Here is a 19,597-nt window from a genome sequence, read left to right as displayed (position 1 = left end):
GGGTCAAATCCAACATGCTCGCCCGGGATCGGCGACGCAAGGATACCGTCAGGGGGTGTCCGTTTCGGCTGGGGAAAGTTCGTCGATCACGGCTCTCACCGCCTTTCGCGCAGCCTCCATGCCTTTGCCGGTGTCGATGATGAAGTCCGCGCCCCGGCGTTTTTCGGCATCGGGCACCTGACGCGCGAGAATCCCGGCGAACTTCTCCTCCGTCATGCCGGGACGCGACAGGACCCGTTTGCGCTGCTCTTCCACCGGCGCGGTCACGACGACAATGCGATCGACGCGATCTTCCCCGCCGGTCTCAAAAAGAAGCGGGATGTCGAGCACGACAATGGGGGTGCCTTTTTTCCGGTGTTCGGCGACGAACACGTCGGCATCCTGCCGCACCAGCGGATGGACGATTTCCTCCAGTGCCCTGAAAGCTTCGGGTTTCCCCAGCACCGCCTCGGCGAGGCGCGCCCTGTCCACCGTGCCGTCCGTCACCGTTCCGGGAAAGCGCGCCGCAATCAAGGGGGCAGCTGCACCCGAATAGAGGCGATGGACCGCAGCATCGGAATCGTGAACCGGCACACCTGCATCCATGAACATTCTGCCGGTGGTGGACTTTCCCATGCCGATGGAGCCGGTCAGGCCAAGAACAATGGTCATGACGCGTCCCCACCCGCGAGCACATGATCCCGCAGTGCGCCCGTTACCACCGGCCGGACACCGAACCAGCGCTCGAAGCCGGGCACGGCCTGATGCAGCAACATGCCGAGGCCATCAACCGGTGTGAGCCCCCGGGCTTCGGCGGCGGCGAGAAGATCCGTCTTGAGCGGGGCATAGACAATGTCGCTGACAATTGCGTGCCCGGGCAGGGGATCGAGCGAGATTTCCAGCGGCGGCTGGCCGGTCATGCCGAGCGCGCTCGTGTTGACCAGAAGATCGGCATTGCCGAGGAGCGCGGGCAGATCTTCCCAGCCGTGGGCGCTGACGCCGGTGCCGAAACGCACCGCCAATTCCTGCGCGCGCGCAAGCGTACGGTTGACCACGCGTATATTTTTATAGCCGGCTTTTTGAATGGCATGGATGATGGCCCGCGCCGCGCCGCCGGCGCCGAGGACAACCGCCGTTTCACCATTGGTCCAGTTTGGAGCACCCGCGCTCAGATGTGCGGCAAAACCGTAGGCATCCGTGTTTCCGCCAATCAGTTTGCCGGATTCAAACCACAGCGTGTTGACCGCGCCGATCATCTCCGCCGCTTCATCACGCCGGTGAACCGCGGCAAAGGCCGCTTCCTTGTGGGGCAGCGTGACATTGCCGCCGGCATACCCAGTAGTTGGCAAATCACCAAGAAAGGCGTCGAAATCGAGCGGGGCGACGTCCAGCTTTTCATAGCTGCCGTCGATGCCATGCTCGGCAAGCCAGAACCCGTGAATGAGCGGCGAACGGGAATGGGCGATCGGGTGCCCGCAGACGAAAGCGCGAATCTCAGCCATCGATGGCCCCCAGCCTGCGGAGCTCGGCAAGGAGCGGCAGAAGAGGCAGGCCGACAATGGTGAATGTATCACCTTCGATCTTCTCAAAGAGCTGAATGCCTTCGCCCTCGATCTGGTAAGCGCCGACGCTCGCAAGTGCCTTTTCGCCCACATTGGAGAGGTGCCGCCCGATGAAGGCGGGATCGAGATCGCGCATAGAGAGGCGGGCAACGCCCACATGGCTCCAGACCACCTCACCATCACGGGCGATGACCACAGCGCTGTTGAGCTGATGCGTGCGACCGGAAAGTTTCAGGAGGTGGCGGCGCGCACCTTCCATATCGGCCGGCTTGTGGAACACCTCGTCATCCAGCGAAAGCGTCTGGTCGGCACCGATGACGAGCGCACCCTGCTCTCGTTCAGAAACGTCAACGGCCTTGGCTTCCGCCAGAACCTGGGCGAGTGTTTCGGGATCGGCGCCGCTGCCCTCAAGTGTTTTTTCCACGGCGCGCTCGTCAATCTCGGAGCGTTCTACGCGGAAGACAACACCGGCATCGCGCAGCATTTTCTGGCGAAAGGCGCTGCCGGAGGCCAGGACGATGGCGGGCCTGCTGGTCATGTCGTCACCCTCTGTTTTCTCGTGCCTTCGCATACAATGCGAGAATGGCCGCTGCGGTTTCCTCGATGGAGCGGCGGGTTACATCGATTACCGGCCAGCCATGGCGTGTGCAGAGCTGGCGCGCATAGGCGATCTCGCGGGAGATCGTCACACGGTCGGTATAGGGGTTGAAGGCGTTTTCATCCACCGATCCCAGAATCCGGTTCTGGCGGATCTGCGAAATGCGTTCGGCGGAGGCGACCAGTCCGACAATCAGGGGCCTTTTCGCCAGGGCGAGCGCTTCCGGCAGTTTCATGTCGAGCACGATAGGCACGTTTGCGGTCTTCACACCACGATTGGCCAGATAGATGCTGGTCGGCGTCTTGGACGTGCGGGATATGCCGACGAGGATGACATCCGCTTCCTCGACATCGAGCGGAAGCTGACCATCGTCATGCTCCATGGTGAAATTGAGCGCCTCGATGCGGTGAAAATACTGCGCATCCAGCACATGCTGCGCGCCGACCCGACGGCCGGCGGGGGTGCCCAGATAAGACTGGAAGACCATCAGAACGGGTTCGAGCACCGACACGCATGGCAGGCCGAGCGCGGCGCAGCTTTCATCCACCTGACGGGCAAGCTTTTGGTCCACCACCGTATAAAGCACGATGCCGGGCTCGCGCTCCACCTCGTCAAGCACACGAGCGAGCTGCTTCTCATTTCGAATCAGCGGGTAGATGTGCTCGATCGCCCGCGCGTCCTTGTATTGCGCGGCTGCGGCGCGTCCTGCGGCCAGGAGAGTCTCGCCGGTCGCATCAGAAATCATGTGAAGATGGAAGAAGCGCTGCGGCTGTTGCACGGATTTTTGCCCCGCCATGTGGATGCCTGTTGATAACGCGGGCCCGAAAAAATGGCGAGGCCGCACCTTTTGATAACTCCACCCGTTCTTCCACAGACAGGCCCCGTGTGAATTCCAATCGTCCCATGTGGAGAACAATCGACAACCCCCGAACCTTCCTTCACTGTCCACCGGGCGAGGTCAACCGAAATCGCTACAGCCTATTGAATCTGCGCGCTGAATCCGCATTATCCCCGTTCTTCTGAATATGTGCATTTCTGCGAGGCGCGGCAATAAGACCGAGCTCGCGATGCGCAAAACCGTGGACAGATTTGAATCCACATTACAAACAGAGTCTAAGAATCAGAAGAATCTTCAGATCTGTAATTATCTTTTGAATCCTGACTGTGGAGCAGCCTGATGGGGCAGCGAAAAATCCTTGATGTGCTTAGAGGCGAGACGGTGTTTCCGCCTCCCGTCTGGATGATGCGCCAGGCCGGACGATATCTGCCGGAATACCGGGAAGTCCGGAAACAGGCAGGGAGCTTTCTCGATCTTTGCTACAACCCCGATCTGGCAGTGGAAGTGACATTGCAGCCGATCCGTCGTTTCGGATTTGATGCATCGATCCTCTTTTCCGATATTCTTGTTGTGCCGCATGCGCTCGGCCGCGATCTGCGCTTCGAGGAGGGCAGGGGTCCGCTTCTGACGCCAATCGATGCAAGCGGTATCGCAAAACTTGAGACATCGGGTTTTCACGATCACCTGGCGCCGGTCTACGAAACGGTGCGGCGGCTTCGCAGGGAGCTTCCCGATGAAACGACACTGCTCGGATTCTGCGGAGCGCCCTGGACGGTGGCGACCTACATGATTGCCGGGCATGGCACGCCGGACCAGGCACCGGCCCGCATGTTCGCGCTTGAGCAGCCGGAGGCCTTCTCCGCGCTGATCGACTGCCTTGCGGACTGTTCCGCCGATTATCTCATCCGGCAGATCGACGCTGGCGCCGATGCCGTGCAGATTTTCGATTCCTGGGCGGGCGTTCTCGACGAGCTGTCTTTCGAGCGGTGGTGCGTGAAGCCGGTGGCGCGGATGGTGGCGAAGGTGCGGGAAAAGCACCCCGACACACCGATTATCGGCTTTCCGAAGGGTGCAGGCGCGCTTTACGCGGGCTATCGCCGGGAGACGGGCGTGACGGCACTCGGGCTCGACTGGACGGTTCCTCTGGGCACAGCGCGCCGCCTGCAGGCCGAGGGAGCGGTTCAGGGCAATCTGGACCCTCTGAGACTGATCGCCGGCGGAGAGGCGCTCCACGAGGGCGTGGACGCGATTGTGGAGGCACTACGGCATGGGCCGTTCATCTTCAACCTTGGCCACGGCATCACGCCGAAGACGCCGGTTGAGCATGTGGAAGCGATGCTGAAACGGATTCGGGAGGCCGAGTGATGGCTGCGAGCGATACGGGCGGTAAAAAGGCTGCAGGCAGGGCTTTCGCGGCGCTGGCGATCTTTATCGCCCTGACAGCGCTTCTGTTTTTCTACAATCCGTCCGGATTTTATCTCTGGGCCAAGGCCATTCATGTGATCGCGGTGATCGCCTGGATGGCGGGCATGCTCTACCTGCCACGTCTCTTCGTCTATCACGCGGATGCCGCGCCGGGATCGGAGACATCCGAGACCTTCAAGATCATGGAGGGGCGCCTCTTACGGCTGATCATCAACCCGGCGATGATGGTCACCTGGGTGCTCGGCCTGTGGCTTGCCTGGAGCGGCTTCGGCTTCTCCGGCGGATGGCTGCATGCCAAGATCGCGCTGGTGGTGGCCATGTCGGGCGTGCACGGCTATTTCTCCGCCGCCGTGCGCCGGTTTGCCGCCGACCAGAACACCAAGCCGGCGCGTCATTGGCGTATAATGAACGAAGTGCCGACGCTTCTGATGATCGTCATCGTCATCCTTGTTATCGTCAAACCCTTCTGATACGGGTTTCGAAGACCGCCCATGACGTCGCCCATGACATGGAACCGGGAAAGCCGTCTTGCCCTTTGGCAGAGACGGCGGTAAGAGATGGTTCCTTCCTTTTAGTCCGGTTCCACGAATATCTTCCGTTTCGAGTGAAACCGGCCGGCTTCAAATACGCCTACCTCCACCTTTTCCGTTGCCTTTCCAGAGTCCGCACATGCAGGAAATGAAACTCCAAGAGCTGAAAAGCAAATCGCCAACTGATCTCATTGCGTTCGCAGAATCGCTTGAGGTCGAGAACGCCAGCATCATGCGCAAGCAGGAGCTGATGTTCGCGATCTTAAAGAAGCTCTCCACCCAGGATATCGAAATCATCGGTGAGGGTGTCGTCGAAGTGCTGCAGGATGGCTTCGGCTTTCTCCGTTCGGCAACAGCCAACTATCTGCCGGGTCCCGACGATATCTACATCTCTCCCTCGCAGATCCGCCGTTTCTCGCTGAAAACCGGCGATACGGTGGAGGGTCCGATCCGCAGCCCCAAGGAAGGCGAGCGCTACTTCGCCCTTCTGAAGGTCAACACGATCAATTTCGAGGATCCGGAGAAGATCCGCCACAAGATCCATTTCGATAACCTGACTCCGCTCTATCCCGATGAGCGGCTGAACATGGAAATCGAAGATCCGACAAAGAAAGACCTGTCGGCGCGTGTGATCGACCTGGTGGCGCCGCTCGGCAAGGGGCAGCGTGGCCTGATCGTCGCGCCGCCGCGCACGGGTAAGACGGTTCTTCTGCAGAACATCGCCCATTCGATCACGTCCAACCACCCGGAATGTTTCCTGATCGTGCTTCTGATCGACGAGCGTCCGGAAGAAGTGACCGACATGCAGCGCTCGGTGAATGGTGAGGTGATTTCCTCCACCTTCGACGAGCCGGCCTCGCGCCACGTGCAGGTTGCCGAAATGGTGATCGAGAAGGCGAAGCGTCTTGTGGAGCATGGCCGCGACGTGGTTATCCTGCTCGATTCGATCACCCGCCTCGGTCGTGCCTACAACACGGTGGTGCCATCCTCAGGCAAGGTGCTGACGGGTGGTGTCGATGCCAACGCGCTACAGCGCCCGAAGCGCTTCTTCGGTGCAGCGCGAAACATCGAAGAGGGCGGTTCGCTGACGATCATAGCAACCGCGCTGATCGATACAGGCAGCCGCATGGACGAAGTGATCTTCGAAGAGTTCAAGGGAACGGGCAATTCCGAAATCGTGCTCGACCGCAAGGTTGCAGACAAGCGCATCTTCCCGGCGATCGACATCTTGAAGTCCGGTACCCGAAAGGAAGACCTGCTCATTCCGCGTCAGGATCTGCAGAAGATTTTCGTTCTGCGTCGCATTCTGGCGCCGATGGGCACCACGGATGCCATCGAGTTCCTGAACGACAAGCTGAAGCAGACCAAGACCAATTCGGAATTCTTCGATTCGATGAATACCTGATTGTGGCTTCGACGATCTGTCGGCGACATCCAAGTTTTCAAGGCGGCACCCCGGTGCCGCCTTTATCTTTTGTTTACCATGATTTCCGTGTGGTGCCGTCGCGCAGGGCGGCTTCGAGCTCTTCCGGCTTCAGGAACGGTGGCAGGCATGTCTGCCCAATACAGAGATACGCAGCCTGCCGCTGAGGATCGATCGTTACACCGCCCGGTAGTTTCTGTGTACTGCCATTCACCACGACGACATCGAACCGCCCGGGATTCAGGTTTCGATTCGCTACCGGAACAAAGGTCTGCTCCTTCCCCGGCTCGACCATCAGGAGTTTTGCCGCGTTCTGAGCCAGTGCCGCCGCATAGACAATGCCGGCTTGGCCATAAGTCTGTGTGGTTGCGCGGCCGAGCGCTGCCTGCGCGACTTCCGCGACCCGATTGTCCGGATCGTCCCCGGAGAGCACTGAAAGCGTTAACAGAGCTTCGATAACCTGGCTCGTGGCAGACGGTATGGCCTCGTCAACATCACCGCGTATGCGCATGGGGACATCGGACGCGTCACTCGCGGTCAGGTAATGTCCGGTTTCGCTTTTGTCCGAGTACCAGGTGTGCAGTTCGCGCGCCCAGGCATGTGCCTGATCGATTAGGGAAGGCTCGGCAGTTGCCTGATAAAGCGCGCCGGCGGCGGAAATCATGCACGCATAGTCGCTCGAAAGACCGGGGAACACCGCTTTGCCGTTGCGAGAGCTGTGTGGAAGGCGGCCCTCCTTCATCGATTCGCATACGAAACGAAAAGCCCCGCGCGCTGCCTCCAGCCAGTCGGGGCGATCAAGCAGTCGCGCTGCATCGGCAAGCGCTGCAATCGTGAGCCCATTCCAGTCGGTCAAAACCTTGTCATCGCGTCCGGGTTGGTCCCGCTCGCCTCTGATCGAGAGAAGTGTGTCCAGCATGGCGCGCAGCTCTGCTTCCTTCTGGTCGCCGAGATAGCCCGCGTGGCCGCGGCGGTGAAGTATCGGGTTTCCTTCCCAGTTCTCAGGCTGTGCCAGCGAGAAGATTTCGAGAAAGCCATCGGCTCTGCTATCGAGCGCGCTGCGTATCTGTGCTTCCGTCCAGAGATAGGTCTGTCCTTCAATCCCGTCGGTGTCGGCATCGAGGCTGGATGCGAAAGCACCGCCTGCAACCCTCATTTCGCGGAGAAGCCAACCCACCGTCTCTTCGATTCGTATCCGAAACAATGCATTGCGTGTATCGCTGTAGACCCAACACAACATGCGCAGAAGCTGGGCGTTGTCATACAGCATTTTCTCAAAATGCGGGACGAGCCATTTGTCGTCAGTGGAATAGCGTGCAAGGCCGCCACCCACATGATCGTAGATGCCGCCGGCTAGCATCGAAGTCAGACTTTCCACCACCGCGGTCCTGTGCGCCGGGTCATCGCTTAGCCAGAGAATACGCATGAAGGGGACATTCGGAAATTTGGGTGCCCCGCGCAGACCGCCAGACTTGTGATCGATCATTCTATGGATGTTGCCGGCCAGAGTCTGGAGAACCTCCTGCGGCGACCCAGCAGCACCCGGTGCCGGAGCGAGACGGGTTTCCACGTGGGCGCCAAGTGCACCAGCGCTCCTGACAAGTTCGGCGCGTTTGCCCTGCCAGGCCGCATTGACGGCCTCGAGCACCTGAAGAAATCCTGGACGCCCGTATCGCTGCTCTGGCGGAAAGTAGGTTCCGCCCCAGAAGGGCTGCCCGTCGAAGTCCAGAAACATGGTTAGAGGCCAGCCGCCCTGTTCGCCCATCGCGGAGAGCGCGGCCATGTAGATCTGATCGATCTCTGGCCGCTCCTCCCGATCGACCTTGATGTTGACGAAATGCCGGTTCATCGCTGCGGCGATTTCCGGGTTCTCGAAAGACTCGTGCGCCATTACATGGCACCAGTGGCAGGCTGCATAGCCGACCGAGAGGAGAATGGGTCTGTCGCTCTCTCTCGCCTCGCTCAGGGCCGCTGCCGACCACGGCCTCCAGTGAACCGGGTTGTTTCGGTGCTGAAGCAGATAGGGGCTTGTTTCTGCAGCCAGAAGATTTTTTGCAGGCAGCGGCATTGGGGCTCCTTGCACATCGAACCGTTATGGAAAATATCTGGGGTCAGGGCCTGACTCTGGCCCACGGTAGGGCGCTTTGGACGTGAGAGCAAATGAGATGAGAGAAACCATATTCGCACTTTCCAGCGGTGCTTTGCCGTCGGGCGTCGCTGTTGTGCGATTGTCGGGCCCTGGCACCTGCTTCGCGCTCGAAGCTCTGGCAGGAAAACTCCCGGAGCCGCGCCATGCGACGCTGCGAACATTGCGGGACAGCCGGGGCGGCATTCTCGATCGATCTCTTGTCCTCTTCTTTCCAGGCCCAGAGAGCTTTACGGGGGAAGACTGTGGCGAACTCCACCTCCATGGCGGGCGGGCTGTTGTGCAGGCCGTTCTGGAGACGCTTTCAGGCTATCCCGATTTTCGCCTTGCCGAAGCGGGTGAGTTCACACGACGCGCCTTTCTGAATGGAAAGTTCGATCTCACGGAGGCCGAAGCGCTCTCCGACCTCATTTCTGCGGAAACCGAGGCGCAACGCCGTTTTGCTCTCGCAAATGCGGAAAGCCGGCACAGGGCTCTTTATGACGGATGGCGAAAGACACTCATCCACGCGCGGGCAATGATCGAGGCGGAACTCGATTTCTCGGATGAAGAAGACGTACCAGGCTCTGTTGCCGAACGCGTCTGGGAGGAGATTGCCGAGCTACGGAGTTCGCTTGAACGTCACGCCGCCGGTTACCGCACTGCCGAGATCATCCGCGAAGGATTTCGCGTGGTGATCCTAGGGGCGCCGAATGCTGGAAAGTCCAGCCTTCTGAACATGCTGGCCCGCCGGGACATCGCCATCGTCACGGAAGAGCCTGGCACGACACGCGATGTTCTTGAGGCTGCGCTGGATGTAGGCGGTGTCAAGGTGATCATGACAGACACAGCGGGCATTCGTGAGAACCCCGGGAGGGTCGAGGCGCTGGGGATCGACCGTGCGATTGATCGCGCCCGGGAGGCTGATCTCATTCTTCTCCTCGAAGACTGCAATGCACCGGTCAGGGTCCGGCTTCCGGAAGGCATTCCGCATCGACGGATAGGCAACAAGCTCGACCTTGCAGAGAAGACACTCCACCCGGGACACTATGACTTTCTCATCTCAGCCCATACGGGTGAGGGCATTGATCGCCTTCTAAGCGAAGTGCGTGAGCTCGCTGTGCAAGCGACATCAAATGCCGGTGAAACACTTCCTTTCCGCGAGCGGCATGTGCAGCTGATTCTGGATGCTGCGAAGCATGTGGATACTGCGGCGACACAAACCAGCCTCCCGCTGGAAGTTCGGGCGGAGGAGCTGCGGCTTGCAGGCGATGCGCTTGGGCGAATAAGCGGCACGATCGACGTCGAAGATCTTTTGGACACCATCTTTTCGCAGTTTTGTATTGGGAAATGACTCACGTGAAACACCGCAAAGCCAGTTTGAACCGGTGACTCACGTGAAACATTGTCGACTTGGTTGATGAGTGACTCACGTGAAACACAGAATTCGGATCCGGATGCGTACGCAACAATGTTTCACGTGAAACCGACAGAGCCTCGCAAATCCCTTGACTGCTTGTTCAGAAAAAGACATGTCTGACGCTCTCCAATCCCCGCGAAGTATCGGGCTTCCATAGCATCTCTCCACGCTGTGAAGGCATCGATGGAATCGGATTATGAAGAACAGTAGCTACGATGTAATTGTTATCGGCGGTGGCCACGCCGGCGTTGAAGCCGCTTCCGCTTCCGCGCGATCCGGTGCCAGAACGGCGCTGGTCACGCTTCGTTTCGATACCGTTGGTGCGATGTCCTGCAATCCAGCAATCGGCGGGTTGGGCAAGGGACATCTTGTGCGCGAAGTGGATGCGCTGGATGGTGTTATGGGTCGTGCTGCGGATGCGGCGGGTATCCAGTTTCGGCTCCTCAATCGGCGCAAGGGTCCAGCAGTGCGGGGACCGCGCACGCAGGCCGACCGCAAGCTCTATCGCAATGCGGTGCAAAGTGCGATCAGGGCCGTACCCAACCTTGAAGTGATTGAAGGGGAGGCGCTGGAACTGCGCATCAGTGAGGGCCGCATCGCCGGAGTTGTGGTCTCTGGAGAGCGCCATCTGTCCTGCGGCTCCGTTGTGCTGACAACCGGGACCTTTTTGCGCGGCCTCATTCATATTGGGGAGAAGACGATCCCGGCGGGCCGTATGAACGAGCAGGCGGCCGAGCGGCTTTCCATTTCAATGGAAGCGGCGGGTTTTCGTCTCGGGCGACTGAAGACGGGGACGCCACCACGTCTCGACGGACGTACGATTGACTGGGCTTCGCTGGACATGCAGCCAGCGGACGACGACCCGACACCCTTTTCCTTACTGACGGATCAGATTACCAACCGCCAGATCGAATGCGGCATCACACGCACCACCAGCGAAACGCATGCCGTGATCCGCCAGCATCTGCATCGCTCCGCCATGTATTCCGGCGCGATAGATGGAATCGGACCACGCTATTGCCCTTCGATTGAAGACAAAATCGTCAAGTTTGGAGATCGCGAGGGCCATCAGATTTTTCTCGAGCCGGAAGGTCTCGACGATCATACGGTCTATCCGAACGGTATCTCCACATCGCTTCCTGAAGATGCGCAACTCGCGCTTCTGGAGACCATCCCCGGCCTTGAGCGGGCAGTGATGCTGCAGCCAGGCTATGCGATCGAATATGACCATATCGATCCGCGTGATCTTGAGCCGACGCTCGAGACGCGAAAGGTTCGCGGTCTTTTTCTCGCTGGGCAGATTAACGGAACGACTGGATATGAAGAAGCAGCGGCGCAGGGCATTCTGGCTGGAATCAACGCGGCTCGCGCGGCTTCGGGTAGCGAGATGGTGATACTGGGCCGTGCTGACGCCTATATCGGCGTTCTGATTGACGATCTGGTTACGCGGGGTGTGAGCGAGCCGTATCGCATGTTCACATCGCGGGCGGAATATCGGCTTTCGCTGCGTGCCGATAACGCCGATATGAGGCTGACGCCGCTTGCCGTTCGGCTGGGCATCGCATCTGCGGAGCGGGAGAAGCGGTTTAGCGCGATGGAGCGTTCGCTTGAGGCTGCGCGCTCGCTGCTCAAAGACAGGGCTCTGAGCCCGAATGAAGCGGGCCGGCATAATATCAATCTCAACAGGGATGGGGTTCGCCGTTCTGCTTATGAGCTCTTATCCTATCCTGATATGGACATAAGCCGGCTTATTAACATCTGGCCGGAGCTGTCCGAGATTCCGTCCGGTCTGGTTGAAAAGATTGAAACGGAAGCACGCTATGCCGTTTATCTGGAGCGTCAGGGCAATGACGCTGCCATGCTGCGGCGCGAGGAAGCGCGCCTTATTCCTGCTGAGCTGGCGTTTGACGGGATTGCAGGACTCTCAAACGAATTGAAGCAGAAGCTGAAGGACCGGAGGCCACGAAGCATCGCCGATGCCCAAAGGATTGATGGAATGACGCCCGCCGCTTTGGCGTTGATTATCGCAAGTCTGCGCCAGTTCGAGACACAGAAGGGCGCTGCCTGATGGATTCAGCGCGGTTTTCGCGGCTTTTGGAGATTTCAGGGCCGGTTTCACGTGAAACATTTGATCGTCTGGTTGCATTTGAGGGGATTTTTCGGCGCTGGTCACGACGAATCAATTTGGCCGCCCCATCAACGCTGAACGATCTCTGGGAGCGTCATATTCTTGACAGCGCCCAATTGCTGCGTCTCGCACCCGATGCGCTAAAGTGGCTCGACGTGGGATCCGGTGGTGGATTTCCCGGTGCCGTTATGGCCATTCTTCTGGCTGAGAAGTCGGGCGCCGAGGTGCATCTCGTTGAGAGCAATCGGAAAAAGGCGTCGTTTCTGGTGTCTGCTCTGAATGAAGTGGGTGTTGCGCCCCGCGTTCATGCAAGGCGGATCGAAGACACATATGATGCGATTGGTACGCCAGACATCGTTACAGCGCGTGCGCTCGCGCCTTTGCCGCTTCTTATCGAACTTACGGAGCCCTGGCTGACGCAGGGCGCACGGGCGCTCTTTCACAAAGGTCGGGATTACCGCAGGGAAGTGGAAGAAAGCGGTAACACGTGGCGATTCGATCTGGTAGAACATGAAGATAAGGTTGATGCGGCAGCCATCATTCTTGAAGTGAGCCATCCGCTCCGGCGATAGCCGGCTTGCCGCAGAGCCTTCCAGTAGGGTCAGATCGGGGTAGCAGCAGCGATGAACAGCGGCACGCGAATCATCACAGTCGCAAACCAGAAGGGCGGGGTCGGCAAAACGACAACGGCCATCAATCTCGCTACGGCGCTCGCTGCCATTGGCGAGAATGTTCTCGTGGTCGATCTGGATCCGCAGGGTAATGCCAGTACCGGGCTTGGCATCGACCGTCAGCAACGACTTGTTTCGTCCTATGATGTTCTGACGGGCAATGCGGGTGTTATGGAAGCGGCCATGGCAACGGCGGTTCCCGGGCTTTCCATCGTGGCATCTACGCTCGATCTTCTCGGTATCGAAATGGAAATTTCGAGTGCACCGGATCGCGTTCTAAAGTTGCGTAACGCCTTGAATGAAGACGGTATTCCGTATTCATACGTGCTGGTGGACTGCCCACCTTCACTGAACCTTCTGACCTTGAACGCAATGGCAGCGGCGGATTCGATCCTTGTGCCGCTGCAATGCGAATTCTTCGCCCTTGAAGGTCTCAGCCAGCTTCTGGAAACGGTGGAGCAGGTGCGCGGCTCGATCAATCCGCATCTGGGTATTCAGGGCATCGTGCTGACCATGTTCGACCGGCGCAACAATCTGGCCAATCAGGTGGTTGAGGATGTCCGCGCGCATATGGGCGACACGGTCTATGAGACGATTATCCCGCGCAATGTGCGCGTTTCGGAAGCGCCATCCTACGGAAAGCCGGCGATTCTCTACGATCTGAAATGCTCCGGCAGCCAGGCCTATTTGCAGCTTGCGTCGGAGGTGATTCGCCGCGAGCGCCGACTGCGGGCGGCATGAGATGGATGCGAAGATGTTCGCAGGAAGACTGAGTTTTGTGGTTGATGGTGTTGTGACATGAACGAAGATCCCTCACGCAAGCGCCTGGGGCGCGGTCTCGCCGCGTTGATCGGTGAGATGGACAAGCCGGAAACCGAGCAGAAAGAGGCGGTGCGTGCCGATCGTTCTGTTCCAATCGAGTTTATTTCTCCCAATCCGCGCAATCCGCGTCGGCAGTTCGTCGAGAGCGATCTGAGCGATCTGGCGCAGTCCATTCGCGAGCATGGAATCGTGCAGCCCGTGGTCGTGCGCTCGGGCGACGCGCCGGGCCGCTTTGAAATCATCGCCGGTGAACGGCGGTGGCGTGCGGCACAGCGGGCCGGTTTGACGGAAGTGCCGGTGATCCTGCGGGAAGTGGATGACAAGGCCGCGCTGGAACTCGCCATCATCGAGAACGTCCAGCGTGCCGATCTCAACCCGCTTGAAGAAGCGCGGGGCTATCAGCAGCTTATCGATGAGCACAATTACACGCAGGCCGATCTGGGGCAGGTTATCGGCAAGAGCCGAAGCCATGTGGCCAATACATTGCGGCTTCTGAAGCTGCCGGACGCGATTGGCGATCTGATCATTGACGGTTCCCTGTCGGCGGGTCATGCGCGCACACTGGTTACGGCGGAAGATCCCGTTGGTCTCGCGCAGCGCATTGTCGAGGATGGTCTTTCGGTACGCCAGGCAGAAGCTCTGGCCGCTGCGCCACGCGGTGAGGAAAAAGCGCCGCGGCCGCCCAAGAAGGAAAAAGACGCTGATACGCTGGCGCTGCAGAAGCTTCTCAGTGATCGCACTGGCCTCAACGTCGTGATCAATCACAAGGAGCGTGGCGGTGAATTGAAGATCGCCTATCGCTCTCTTGAGCAGCTCGACGAACTGTGCCGGCTTTTGCAGCAGTAGTGCCCGGGATCGGCCTGGCTGCTTTTGCCTGGCCGATCATCATCGACCCTGCTCCCGGCATTCTTTGAATGGCAGGCATGCCGCGTGGGCCTGATGCGTAGGCAATTCAACGTCTTATGTGGTTTCCGACAGCTTAGCGGCGTCCGCGCGCACCCTCGACCGTCAGGGCAAGCAGTGCCTGGCGGGCGATCGAGCCGGCCAGTGCCGGCTTCTGGCGGGTGCGCAGGATCGTCGCCTGCAGGCGCTCCGCGGCATTCTGCAGTGCCGTGCTGCTCCAGCGGCCCAGTGCGTTTTCAACGGTTTTGCGACGCGAGAAGAAGACCGGTGGCCTGGCGCCGGCAACGGCTGCGCTGGCTGACACGCCCTTGTTGTCCATCGCGGTGCGCATGACCTGTAGCGCATGGATCTGACGGAGCGTTGCGGAGAGCACGAGAAAAGGCGGATTTCCAGCGGCAAGAAAGCGCTGAAATGCGCTGTCGAATGCCTGAAAACGGCCGGAAATAATCGCGTCCACCGCCTCGTCGCTGCTCAGGCCCGCGACGTCGCCGATGAGCAGGCGGATGTCCTCCGGTGTTACCTCGCTGGCACCAGCGCAGTAGAGCGTCAGCTTCTCCAGCTCGCCGCGTGTCGCCAGCCGGTCGCCGCCAAGGTTGGCTTTGAGAAGCTGGCGTGCCTCCAGTGAGATTTTCAGGCCTGCGCCGCCGAGCGTTTCATCGATAACCGCATCGATGCCGCGCCCGTCATCCGCGTAGCAGGGCAGGGCCATGGCGCCTGCGCCACGCTCGACCGCCGAACGCAGGGAGGAGCCTTTGCGAAGGTCGCCGCCTTCGATGAGAATTGCGCAGTCCGCAGGGGGCGCTGCGATGAGCGCGGTGACGTCGCTGACAAGCGCCTTCTGGTTGCCTGCGCCCTTCACCCAGATGAGGCGCTGATCGGAAAACATCGGCACGGTCTGTGCCTCGTCGGCAAGACGCCCCGGCTGCTGCTCCACTTCATTGGCCTCAATGCGCACAACGGTGAAGGGGTCGTCCAGCGGCAGGCCTGTGCCGGCAGCAAAGCGCTTGGCGCGCTCACTGACAAGTCCGCGATCAGGCCCGTATATCAGAATGATCCGATAGGCCTGCTCCGGCTTTGCAAGCCAACGGTCGACTTCGTGCGCTTTCTTCTGTGCCATGTCGGCTGGATACCACAGCGAACGGCCAAGGGCACGCGTGAAAAAGGGCGGGTGATGATCAGATAGTCGGTCGCGCGCTGCACTATTTGCCGGGGTTCTTTCATGCAAGGGTGCAGCTGCGGGCGCGGGGCCGCTGGCTGAAGAAGAGCAGCGTCGATATCACCGGCCGTGTTCAATTCATATGCATATGAAACTGTTTACGTGCGATGCGATCGTAGGGTTCCAGATGTGCTGTGGGCGTGTCTTAGCCGGGCAATCAAGACAGGAATGCAAAATGGGAGCGTAATCCAAGATCGCGTGGCCGGGCTACATGTGTGTGATGATATTTGCATATGCATCCTTTTTCCGTTAGACCGTTTCAAGCTGCCTGTGGTGTTTCACCACGGCCTCAAATGTTTCTGGGAGGAGACTTATGAGCCAGTCCATTATCGGTGAATTTGCCAACCAGTTGCTGTTAGGCAAGGTCGAGGTCGTCGATCTGTCTGCGGTGCTGGGGCCCGACACCCCGCTTCTCAAGCTGCCGCCTGAGCTTGCCGTGGATACCCCGAAAATCGAGATTCACAAGATCTCCGCTTATGATGACAACGGGCCCTGGTGGGCCTGGAACTGGCTCAAGCTTGGCGAACATTCCGGCACCCATTTCGATGCGCCGATCCACTGGATCACCGGACGCGACCATCCCGATGGTTCTACCGACACGATCGACCCTGCGAATTTTGTCGCTCCAGTCAATGTGATCGACTGTTCCAGGGAAACGGCAGAGAATCCCGATTTTCTGCTGACGGTCGACCATATCAAGGCCTGGGAGGCCGAGCATGGCGAGATACGGACAGGCGAATGGGTCGTTCTGCGCAGCGACTGGTACAAGCGAAACGGTTCTGAAGAGAGCTTTCTGAACGCCGACGAAACCGGCCCGCATTCGCCGGGGCCAACGCCTGAAGCGATCACCTATCTGCTGGACAAGGGGATCATCGGCTGGGGCAGCGAGACGATCGGCACCGATGCCGGCCAGGCCGGTGGAATGGAGCCGCCATTCCCTGCGCACAACCTTCTGCACAAGGCCAATCGTTACGGTCTCGCCAGTCTCGCCAATCTCGACAAATTGCCGCCGAAGGGAGCAATCCTGATCGCGGCACCGCTGAAAATCGAGCATGGCACGGGCAGCCCCTGCCGCGTTCTGGCGCTTGTGGCCCGGGATTAAGCCGCCAGCACAATGGCGAACCCTCACAGAAGAATCACGGGCAGCGGCTTAAACGCGCTGCCCGCCGCTGAGAAGAGGGTTTTCATCCGCAATTGCCTGACATTTCGTGTGTCATGGAAGGTAGGGTAGCGGTTCAGACAGTCTGCTGGTGAGAGGCTTTGATGGACGAACGCTTGGATAGCAGGAACTCGAGAATTGAGACGCTGGGCCAGATGGGGCTTCAGCAATTCGCGCCTTATCTGATGAACCGCATCATGGGGCGTTACAATGCGACCCTGCGGCAGGATCTGCGCCGGCAGGGGCTGACGGTGCCGCAGGTGCGTGCGCTTGCCGTCCTGGCGGTCGGGGATGGCATGTCGATCAATGAGTTATCCGTCTACACGGTGATTGAGCAGTCGACCATGAGCCGCACGCTTGATGCACTGGAAGCTCAAGGCCTTGTTCGGCGCGAAGCCTGCCAGGACGACAGCCGCACCCGAAACATCTTCCTGACCGATAAGGGACGGGAAGAGTTCAACCGTGCATGGCCAGCCATGCACGAAGCCTTTGCCGAAATGTTCAGGGACATTGACGAAGCGGAATACTCGGCCTTCGTCGCCACGCTTCAGAAGATTCTTGGCAACATCAGAAAGCACGATTTTTAGCGAGCCCGCCTGCAGTGTGGAACTGCGGTGCCAGCGACGGGAGACTGCATCATGGCTGAACGTTCGTTTGTGAAGGAGGTCCAGAAGCTTCGACTCGGGACCGGCGAGACCTTCCACGGCGAAGGGATTCTCGCCATCACCAAGGCGCTTCTGCAATGCGGCGTGGGGTATGTGGGCGGCTATCAGGGCGCCCCCATCAGCCATCTGATGGATGTTCTGGCTGACGCACAGGACATTCTGGGCGAGCTCGGCGTGCATTTTGAAGCCAGCGCTTCCGAAGCGACGGCGACGGCCATGCTCGCGGCCTCCGTGCATTATCCCATTCGTGGCGCCTGCACATTCAAGTCGGCGGTGGGCCTCAATGTCGCTTCGGATGCCCTTGCCAATCTCGCCTCTGGCGGTGTGACCGGGGGTGCGCTCATCATCGTTGGCGAGGATTATGGCGAAGGCTCTTCCATCATGCAGGAGCGCAGCCACCCCTTTGCCATGAAGAGCCAGGTCTGGCTGCTCGATCCGCGTCCCAATCTGCCCTCCATCGTCAAGGCCGTGGAAGATGGGTTCGAGCTTTCGGAAGTTTCCAACACCCCGGTCATGCTGATGGTGCGCATTCGCAGCTGCCATGTGACCGGCAGTTTCGAGACAAAGGACAACAAGCGCCCGGAAATGACCGTTGCGGACGCGCTGGAAAATCCGCGGCGCGACACCAACCGCATCGTTCTGCCGCCTGCCTCCTTCCTGCATGAGAAGGAGAAGGTGGAGAAGCGCATGCCGGCCGCGGTGGATTTTATCCGCTCGCGCAGGATCAACGAGTTCTTCGGGCCCGAGCGGGGCAAGGCCGGCATCATTCTGCAGGGTGGCATGTACAACAGTGTCATCCGGGCGCTGCAGCGCATCGGCCTTGCCGATGTCTATGGCGAGACGGACGTGCCGCTCTATGTGCTCAACGCCGTCTATCCGCTCATCGATGACGAGGTGATCGACTTCTGCGCGGACAAGGATTCCGTTCTGATCGTGGAGGAGGGGCAGCCCAACTATCTTGAGCAGGCCATCGCCTCGATGATGCACAAGAAGGGCATCGACACACGCATTCTTGGCAAGGATGTCCTACCCATGGCGGGTGAATATACCGGCCAGGTCATGCTCGATGGCATCAGCGCCTATCTGCGTGCCAATGCGCCGGAGCTTCTGGCGGCGCAGGTGCTGGCCCCCAATGCGCCGGGCGAAAACACGCTGGCAGCGGATCTCGCCAAGGTGGTTCCGGGCCGGCCGCCGGGGTTTTGCACGGGCTGTCCCGAGCGGCCGATCTTCGCTGCCACCAAGCTGATCGAACAGGAAATGGGACCGCACCACATCTCGTCGGATATCGGCTGTCATCTGTTCTCGATCATGCCGCCCTTCGAGCTTGGGGCGACAACGATGGGCTATGGGCTTGGGCCGGCATCTGCATCTGCATTCAATTCACCGGATGCGAAGCGGCGCTCGATCTCCTTCGTCGGCGATGGCGGCTTCTGGCACAACGGCCTGACCTCCTCGATCGGCAATGCGGTGTTCAACGAGAATGACGGCGTCATTGTCGTGGTCGACAACTTCTATTCGGCGGCGACCGGCGGGCAGGACATTCTTTCTTCCCGTGCCGACAATCCCACAAAGTCGACGAAACATCCGATCACCGATGCGGTGAAGGGGATGGGCGTGAAATGGGTTCGGCATATCGACCGCACCTATGACGTGACCAAGGTACGCGCCGCACTGCGCGAGGCGCTGACGACAAAGGAGAAGGGGCCGAAGGTGATCGTGGCCTCCTCCGAATGCATGCTCAACCGCCAGCGCCGGGAAAAGCCCCTTGTGGCAAAAGCGATCTCGGGTGGCGAGCGGGTGGTGAAGCCGCGTTTCGGCGTCGACGAGGATGTCTGCACCGGTGATCACGCCTGTATGCGGCTTTCAGGCTGTCCGTCGCTTTCGGTCAAGAAACTGGATGATCCGTTGCGGGACGACCCGGTGGCCTCGATCGACCACACCTGCGTGGGCTGCGGGAATTGCGGCGAGGTGGCCGATGCGGCGGTTCTGTGCCCGTCCTTCTACCGCGCGGATGTGGTGCACAATCCTGGCCGGTGGGACCGTTTCGCAAACAGGGTGCGCAACACGGTGACCGGCTTTCTGCAGACACGTCGTGAAAAACGGCGCCTGACATTCGCAGACGCTTGAGGGAAC

General features: G+C 59.7%; 17 protein-coding genes. 11 read left to right on the top strand and 6 right to left on the bottom strand.

The window, feature by feature from the left end; translation table 11 throughout:
• Nucleotides 1–48: 48 nt before the first annotated feature.
• The 4 genes from coaE to BLW55_RS11650 are packed head-to-tail and all read right to left on the bottom strand — an operon-like array spanning nt 49 to nt 2,917.
• On the bottom strand, nt 49–651 hold the full coding sequence (gene coaE, locus BLW55_RS11665; RefSeq protein ID WP_090328923.1) for a dephospho-CoA kinase: 603 nt from the start codon (nt 649–651) through the stop codon (nt 49–51).
• Complete coding sequence (locus tag BLW55_RS11660; protein WP_090328922.1) at nt 648–1,481, bottom strand: shikimate dehydrogenase; 834 nt, start codon at nt 1,479–1,481, stop codon at nt 648–650. The genes coaE and BLW55_RS11660 overlap by 4 nt, the downstream gene beginning before the upstream one ends.
• Entirely contained in the window at nt 1,474–2,079 is a 606-nt protein-coding gene (locus tag BLW55_RS11655; protein ID WP_090328921.1) for a Maf-like protein, read from the bottom strand. Before BLW55_RS11655 ends, BLW55_RS11660 begins: the two co-directional genes overlap by 8 nt.
• 4 nt (nt 2,080–2,083) lie before the next feature.
• The gene (locus tag BLW55_RS11650; protein ID WP_007009132.1) at nt 2,084–2,917 is read right to left on the bottom strand and encodes a pyruvate, water dikinase regulatory protein; all 834 of its coding nucleotides are present in this window, start codon (nt 2,915–2,917) and stop codon (nt 2,084–2,086) included.
• 399 nt (nt 2,918–3,316) lie between these two features.
• Here BLW55_RS11650 and hemE point away from each other — a divergent pair, with 399 nt between their 5' ends.
• The 3 genes from hemE (at nt 3,317) to rho (ending at nt 6,337) form a co-directional block, all read left to right on the top strand.
• Nucleotides 3,317–4,342 (top strand): uroporphyrinogen decarboxylase, encoded by a 1,026-nt coding sequence (gene hemE, locus BLW55_RS11645; RefSeq protein ID WP_090328920.1) that lies wholly within the window; start codon nt 3,317–3,319, stop codon nt 4,340–4,342.
• A complete protein-coding gene (hemJ, locus tag BLW55_RS11640) occupies nt 4,342–4,872 on the top strand; it encodes a protoporphyrinogen oxidase HemJ (protein WP_090328919.1) in 531 nt (176 codons plus the stop codon). The genes hemE and hemJ overlap by 1 nt, the downstream gene beginning before the upstream one ends.
• A 199-nt stretch (nt 4,873–5,071) precedes the next feature.
• Nucleotides 5,072–6,337 (top strand): transcription termination factor Rho, encoded by a 1,266-nt coding sequence (gene rho, locus BLW55_RS11635; RefSeq protein ID WP_025029315.1) that lies wholly within the window; start codon nt 5,072–5,074, stop codon nt 6,335–6,337.
• Between the two features lie 73 nt (nt 6,338–6,410).
• Here the strand turns inward: rho and BLW55_RS11630 are convergent, their stop codons facing one another.
• On the bottom strand, nt 6,411–8,423 hold the full coding sequence (locus tag BLW55_RS11630) for a thioredoxin domain-containing protein (RefSeq protein WP_090328918.1): 2,013 nt from the start codon (nt 8,421–8,423) through the stop codon (nt 6,411–6,413).
• A gap of 97 nt (nt 8,424–8,520) precedes the next feature.
• On the opposite strand from BLW55_RS11630, the gene mnmE reads away from it, so the two are divergent.
• From mnmE to BLW55_RS11605, 5 genes are all read left to right on the top strand, one after another.
• The gene (gene mnmE / locus BLW55_RS11625; RefSeq protein WP_090328917.1) at nt 8,521–9,834 is read left to right on the top strand and encodes a tRNA uridine-5-carboxymethylaminomethyl(34) synthesis GTPase MnmE; all 1,314 of its coding nucleotides are present in this window, start codon (nt 8,521–8,523) and stop codon (nt 9,832–9,834) included.
• 262 nt (nt 9,835–10,096) lie between these two features.
• Nucleotides 10,097–11,968 carry a tRNA uridine-5-carboxymethylaminomethyl(34) synthesis enzyme MnmG gene (mnmG, locus tag BLW55_RS11620; RefSeq protein WP_090328916.1) on the top strand — a complete coding sequence of 624 codons (1,872 nt, stop codon included), beginning with the start codon at nt 10,097–10,099 and terminating at the stop codon, nt 11,966–11,968.
• Nucleotides 11,968–12,600, top strand: coding sequence for a 16S rRNA (guanine(527)-N(7))-methyltransferase RsmG (gene rsmG / locus BLW55_RS11615; RefSeq protein ID WP_090328915.1), 633 nt, complete (start codon nt 11,968–11,970; stop codon nt 12,598–12,600). The genes mnmG and rsmG overlap by 1 nt, the downstream gene beginning before the upstream one ends.
• A 51-nt stretch (nt 12,601–12,651) precedes the next feature.
• Nucleotides 12,652–13,440, top strand: a complete 789-nt coding sequence (locus BLW55_RS11610; protein WP_090328914.1) for a ParA family protein — start codon at nt 12,652–12,654, stop codon at nt 13,438–13,440.
• Nucleotides 13,441–13,497: 57 nt separating this feature from the next.
• Nucleotides 13,498–14,367, top strand: a complete 870-nt coding sequence (locus BLW55_RS11605; protein ID WP_007009140.1) for a ParB/RepB/Spo0J family partition protein — start codon at nt 13,498–13,500, stop codon at nt 14,365–14,367.
• 133 nt (nt 14,368–14,500) lie between these two features.
• On the opposite strand, the gene holA is transcribed toward BLW55_RS11605, so the two are convergent.
• Complete coding sequence (holA, locus tag BLW55_RS11600; protein WP_090328913.1) at nt 14,501–15,541, bottom strand: DNA polymerase III subunit delta; 1,041 nt, start codon at nt 15,539–15,541, stop codon at nt 14,501–14,503.
• 412 nt (nt 15,542–15,953) lie between these two features.
• Here holA and BLW55_RS11595 point away from each other — a divergent pair, with 412 nt between their 5' ends.
• The 3 genes from BLW55_RS11595 (at nt 15,954) to BLW55_RS11585 (ending at nt 19,591) form a co-directional block, all read left to right on the top strand.
• On the top strand, nt 15,954–16,742 hold the full coding sequence (locus BLW55_RS11595) for a cyclase family protein (RefSeq protein ID WP_090328912.1): 789 nt from the start codon (nt 15,954–15,956) through the stop codon (nt 16,740–16,742).
• Between the two features lie 161 nt (nt 16,743–16,903).
• Nucleotides 16,904–17,386 (top strand): MarR family winged helix-turn-helix transcriptional regulator, encoded by a 483-nt coding sequence (locus tag BLW55_RS11590; RefSeq protein ID WP_007009143.1) that lies wholly within the window; start codon nt 16,904–16,906, stop codon nt 17,384–17,386.
• Nucleotides 17,387–17,437: 51 nt separating this feature from the next.
• On the top strand, nt 17,438–19,591 hold the full coding sequence (locus tag BLW55_RS11585; RefSeq protein WP_090328911.1) for a thiamine pyrophosphate-dependent enzyme: 2,154 nt from the start codon (nt 17,438–17,440) through the stop codon (nt 19,589–19,591).
• The last annotated feature ends 6 nt before the right edge of the window (nt 19,592–19,597 follow it).

It is taken from the genome of Nitratireductor aquibiodomus, from assembly GCF_900105565.1.
GTDB lineage: Bacteria > Pseudomonadota > Alphaproteobacteria > Rhizobiales > Rhizobiaceae > Nitratireductor > Nitratireductor aquibiodomus.
This window is presented reverse-complemented; position numbering and strand designations above follow the sequence as displayed.

Excerpts from the sequence above, each read along its gene's own strand:
- coaE (WP_090328923.1), bottom strand. The coding sequence starts at position 651 with ATGACCATTGTTCTTGGCCTGACCGGCTCCATCGGCATGGGAAAGTCC.
- BLW55_RS11660 (WP_090328922.1), bottom strand. The coding sequence starts at position 1,481 with ATGGCTGAGATTCGCGCTTTCGTCTGCGGGCACCCGATCGCCCATTCC.
- BLW55_RS11655 (WP_090328921.1), bottom strand. The coding sequence starts at position 2,079 with ATGACCAGCAGGCCCGCCATCGTCCTGGCCTCCGGCAGCGCCTTTCGC.
- hemE (WP_090328920.1), top strand. The coding sequence starts at position 3,317 with ATGGGGCAGCGAAAAATCCTTGATGTGCTTAGAGGCGAGACGGTGTTT.
- hemJ (WP_090328919.1), top strand. The coding sequence starts at position 4,342 with ATGGCTGCGAGCGATACGGGCGGTAAAAAGGCTGCAGGCAGGGCTTTC.
- rho (WP_025029315.1), top strand. The coding sequence starts at position 5,072 with ATGCAGGAAATGAAACTCCAAGAGCTGAAAAGCAAATCGCCAACTGAT.
- BLW55_RS11630 (WP_090328918.1), bottom strand. The coding sequence starts at position 8,423 with ATGCCGCTGCCTGCAAAAAATCTTCTGGCTGCAGAAACAAGCCCCTAT.
- mnmE (WP_090328917.1), top strand. The coding sequence starts at position 8,521 with ATGAGAGAAACCATATTCGCACTTTCCAGCGGTGCTTTGCCGTCGGGC.
- mnmG (WP_090328916.1), top strand. The coding sequence starts at position 10,097 with ATGAAGAACAGTAGCTACGATGTAATTGTTATCGGCGGTGGCCACGCC.
- rsmG (WP_090328915.1), top strand. The coding sequence starts at position 11,968 with ATGGATTCAGCGCGGTTTTCGCGGCTTTTGGAGATTTCAGGGCCGGTT.
- BLW55_RS11610 (WP_090328914.1), top strand. The coding sequence starts at position 12,652 with ATGAACAGCGGCACGCGAATCATCACAGTCGCAAACCAGAAGGGCGGG.
- BLW55_RS11605 (WP_007009140.1), top strand. The coding sequence starts at position 13,498 with ATGAACGAAGATCCCTCACGCAAGCGCCTGGGGCGCGGTCTCGCCGCG.
- holA (WP_090328913.1), bottom strand. The coding sequence starts at position 15,541 with ATGGCACAGAAGAAAGCGCACGAAGTCGACCGTTGGCTTGCAAAGCCG.
- BLW55_RS11595 (WP_090328912.1), top strand. The coding sequence starts at position 15,954 with ATGAGCCAGTCCATTATCGGTGAATTTGCCAACCAGTTGCTGTTAGGC.
- BLW55_RS11590 (WP_007009143.1), top strand. The coding sequence starts at position 16,904 with ATGGACGAACGCTTGGATAGCAGGAACTCGAGAATTGAGACGCTGGGC.
- BLW55_RS11585 (WP_090328911.1), top strand. The coding sequence starts at position 17,438 with ATGGCTGAACGTTCGTTTGTGAAGGAGGTCCAGAAGCTTCGACTCGGG.